The sequence below is a fragment of the Zobellella denitrificans genome, from assembly GCF_002237365.1.
Taxonomy (GTDB): domain Bacteria; phylum Pseudomonadota; class Gammaproteobacteria; order Enterobacterales; family Aeromonadaceae; genus Oceanimonas; species Oceanimonas denitrificans.
On the sequence record NZ_NMUO01000156.1, the window covers coordinates 1 to 3,830 of the forward strand.

At 65.4% G+C, this 3,830-nt stretch carries 3 protein-coding genes; 2 read left to right on the forward strand and 1 reads right to left on the reverse strand.

Annotation, left to right across the window (positions count from 1 at the left end; translation table 11 throughout):
- Positions 1-43: 43 nt before the first annotated feature.
- The gene (gene treR / locus CGX12_RS18845) at positions 44-1,003 is read right to left on the reverse strand and encodes a trehalose operon repressor TreR (RefSeq protein WP_094041414.1); all 960 of its coding nucleotides are present in this window, start codon (positions 1,001-1,003) and stop codon (positions 44-46) included.
- Positions 1,004-1,141: 138 nt separating this feature from the next.
- On the opposite strand from treR, the gene treB reads away from it, so the two are divergent.
- Both treB and CGX12_RS18855 read left to right on the forward strand, forming a co-directional pair.
- On the forward strand, positions 1,142-2,557 hold the full coding sequence (gene treB / locus CGX12_RS18850) for a PTS trehalose transporter subunit IIBC (protein WP_094041412.1): 1,416 nt from the start codon (positions 1,142-1,144) through the stop codon (positions 2,555-2,557).
- A 71-nt stretch (positions 2,558-2,628) separates the two neighbouring features.
- Positions 2,629-3,830 (forward strand): alpha,alpha-phosphotrehalase (locus CGX12_RS18855; RefSeq protein WP_094041413.1); only part of this gene is annotated, 1,202 nt, incomplete at its 3' end.

Genomic DNA, 3,830 nt, shown 5'->3' on the forward strand with positions numbered 1-3,830 from the left:
GGTGGGGTTAAGTTAGCAAAGTCGGCCCGGGGGGGAAAGGACATCAGTCCGCCGCGACCAGCCGGCAGGGCAGGGCCAGCTCGGCGACGGCCCGGCCCTGCTCGATCTGGGCCAGCAACTGGCGGGCGGCGGCGGTGCCGGCTTGGGGATAGCCGAGATCGACACTGGCCACGGCCGGAAACAGGAAGCGCAGCAACTCGTTGTTGCCGACCCCGGTGAGGGGCAGTGCCTTGCCGCTCTGCTGCAGGTGCTTGGCGGCGCCCAGGGCCAGGGTGTCGCTGGCGCACACCAGGGCATCCGTATCCGGCCGCTCCGCCAGCAGCAGGCGGGCGCCCTCCTGGCCGGCATGGTAGGACAGGCCCCCCAGCCGGTAGCCGGGCGAGATGCCCCGGGCCTGGCAAAAGTCGAGGTAGGCTTCCAGACGCTGCCGGCCGGTGGTGCTGTCCTGCAGCTCGACGCCGACATAGGCCGGGCGGCGCACACCCTGCCGCCACAGGTGTTCCAGCATCAGCCCGATGGCGCCCTTGTCGTCGTAGCAGACCGACGAAAAGCCCGGGTAGCGGCGGGCCATCACCACCAGCTTGTCTTGCCAGTCGGCCTGGCCATCCAGCGCCAGGCCGGTAAAGGCGAACAGGATGGCGCCGTCGGCCTGGCGCTGCCGCAGCCAGTCGAGGTGCTCGGCCACCTTGGCGCTGCTGAAGCCGGACTCCATCAGCAGCACCTCGTAACCGGCCTGCTCCAGCACCGGCAGCATGGCGCGCACCGCCTGGTGCTCGGAGGCGGAGTCCAGGCGCGAGACGATGATGCCCACCACCTGCTGGCGCCGGGTGCGCATGGCCCGGGCCGAAGGGGAGGGGGCATAGCCGGCCTCGGCGATGATCTGCTCTATCCTGTGGCGGGTTTCCGGCTTGACCTTGGGATCCTGGTTCAGTACCCGGGAGACGGTGGTGGTGCCCACCCCGGCCAGCCGGGCAATATCGGAAATCGTCAGGCGTTTTTTCATCATGGTCGTCAACTTGCTCGCGGTGGCGGGATTGTGCCCCAAGTGTGAGCGCTTGCACAAAATGGTATCGATACCATTTTATTCTTCCTGCATTAGGATACACTCTGCGGTATCGATTCCACTGTTAAGGAAAACCCCATGAGCCAGAGCAAGAGCCAGGAAATGGCGACCCTGATTGAACACGTCGGCGGCAAGGGCAACATAGCGGCGGTGAGCCACTGCCTGACCCGGCTGCGGTTTGTGCTGAACAACCCGGGACAGGCCGACCTGAAGAAGATAGAAACCCTGTCGGCGGTCAAGGGCTGCTTCACCAATGCCGGCCAGTTCCAGGTGGTGATCGGCACCAATGTGGACGGTTACTATCAGGCGCTGAACAGCCTGCTCGGCCAGGAGGGACAGAGCAAGGAGCAGGCCAAGCAGGCGGCCCGGCAGAACATGAGCGTCTGGGAGCGGGCCATCTCCCACCTGGCGGAGATCTTCGTGCCGCTGCTGCCGGCCATCATTACCGGCGGCCTGATCCTGGGCTTTCGCAACCTGATCGGCGATATCGCCCTGTTCGACGGCCGGACCCTGACCCAGATCAGCCCCTTCTGGGCCGAGGTGCACTCCTTCCTCTGGCTGATCGGCGAGGCAATTTTCTTCTTCCTGCCGGTGGGGGTGTGCTGGTCCACGGTGCAGAAGATGGGGGGCACGCCCATCCTCGGCATCGTGCTGGGGGTGACCCTGGTCTCGCCCCAGTTGATGAACGCCTACCTGATCGGCCAGCAGGCGCCGGAGATCTGGGATCTGGGCTTCTTCGCGATCGAGAAGGTCGGCTACCAGGCCCAGGTGATCCCCGCCATGCTGGCCGGGCTGGTGCTGGCGATGATCGAGCTCCGGCTGAAGAAATGGGTGCCGGACTACCTCTACCTGGTGATAGTGCCCTTCGTCTCCCTGCTGGTGGCGGTCACCCTGGCTCATACCCTGATCGGTCCCTTCGGCCGTCTGTTGGGGGACGGCGTGGCCTTGGTCGCCAGGGCGGCGATGACCGGCGATTTCGCCCCCATCGGCGCGGCCCTGTTCGGTTTCTTCTACGCGCCCCTGGTGATCACCGGCATCCACCACACCACCAACGCGGTGGATCTGCAGCTGATGCAGAGCATGGGCGGTACCCCCATCTGGCCGCTGATCGCCCTGTCCAATATCGCCCAGGCCTCCGCCGTGGTGGGTATCATCTGGGTCAGCAAGAAGGCCAACGAGCGGGAGATATCGGTGCCGGCGGCCATTTCCGCCTACCTGGGGGTGACCGAGCCGGCCATGTACGGCATCAACCTCAAGTACAAGTTTCCCATGCTCTGCGCCATGACCGGCTCCGCCCTGGCGGCCCTGCTGTGCGGCCTGTCCGGGGTGCTGGCCAACGGCATCGGGGTGGGTGGCCTGCCGGGCATCCTCTCCATCCAGCCCCGCTACTGGCTGATCTACCTGCTGGCCATGGCCATCGCCGTGGTGGTGCCCATGCTGCTGACGGTGCTGATGTACCAGCGCCGGCAACGGGCCGGGGTAGCCCTGGGCTGAGAATCATATACAAGGCCCGGCGCGGCATTCGCCCGGGCCCTTTCTATCAAGATGGAACCAAGAGCACACAGATGAACAAAGAAGAGCAGTACGACCAGTGGTGGCATAGCGGCGTCATCTACCAGATCTACCCCAAGTCCTTCTACGATTCGGGAGACAGGGGCACCGGCGATCTGCGCGGGGTGATCGACAAGCTCGACTACCTGGCCGATCTCGGGGTGGACGCCATCTGGCTGACGCCGGTGTACGTCTCGCCCCAGGTGGACAACGGCTACGACATCGCCGACTACTACCGGATCGATCCGGCCTACGGCACCATGGCCGACTTCGAACAACTGCTGGCCGAGGCCCACCGGCGCGGCATCCGGCTGATCATGGATCTGGTGGTCAACCATACCTCCACCGCCCATCCCTGGTTCCTGGCCGCCATCGCCGATCCGGGCGGCCCCTACCGGGACTTTTACATCTGGCGCGACGGCCGTGACGGCGGCCCTCCCAACAACTGGCAGTCCAAGTTCGGCGGCAGCGCCTGGCAACGGGATGCCGCCTCGGGCCAGTATTACCTGCATCTGTTTGCGGCGGAGCAGGCGGATCTGAACTGGGAAAACCCAAGGGTGCGGCAGGAGGTGAACAACATCGTCCGCTTCTGGGCCGGCAAGGGCGTCGACGGGTTGCGCCTGGACGTGATCAACCTGATCTCCAAGGATCAGGCCTTTCCCGATGACGAGCGGGGCGACGGGCGGCGCTTCTATACCGACGGTCCCCGTGTCCACGAGTTCCTGCACGAACTCAACCGGGCGGTGTTCGCCCCGAATGGCATGATGACGGTGGGGGAGATGTCTTCCACCAGCCTGGCCCACTGCCAGCGCTACTCGAGTCCGGACAGCGAGGAGCTGTCCATGGTGTTCAACTTCCACCACCTCAAGGTGGACTACCCGGACGGCGACAAGTGGCGGCTGGCGCCGCCGGATTTTGTCGAGCTCAAGCGGCTGTTCAGCGAGTGGCAGCAGGGCCTGCACGGGCGCGGCTGGAACGCCCTGTTCTGGTGCAACCACGATCAGCCGCGCATCCTGTCCCGCTTCGGCGACGAGGGCGAATTCCGGGAGCGCTCCGCCAAGATGCTGGCCACGGTGCTGCACCTGATGCAGGGGACACCCTATATCTACCAGGGGGAGGAGATCGGCATGCCCAACCCGGGCTATGAGCGTATCGGGCAGTATGCCGACGTGGAAAGCCGCAACATGTACCGGATCCTGCGCGAGCGGGGCCTTGC

What these genes read in the sequence shown, in the direction of transcription:
- treB (WP_094041412.1), top strand. Translation starts at nt 1,142, where the DNA reads ATGAGCCAGAGCAAGAGCCAGGAAATGGCGACCCTGATTGAACACGTC.
- treR (WP_094041414.1), bottom strand. Translation starts at nt 1,003, where the DNA reads ATGAAAAAACGCCTGACGATTTCCGATATTGCCCGGCTGGCCGGGGTG.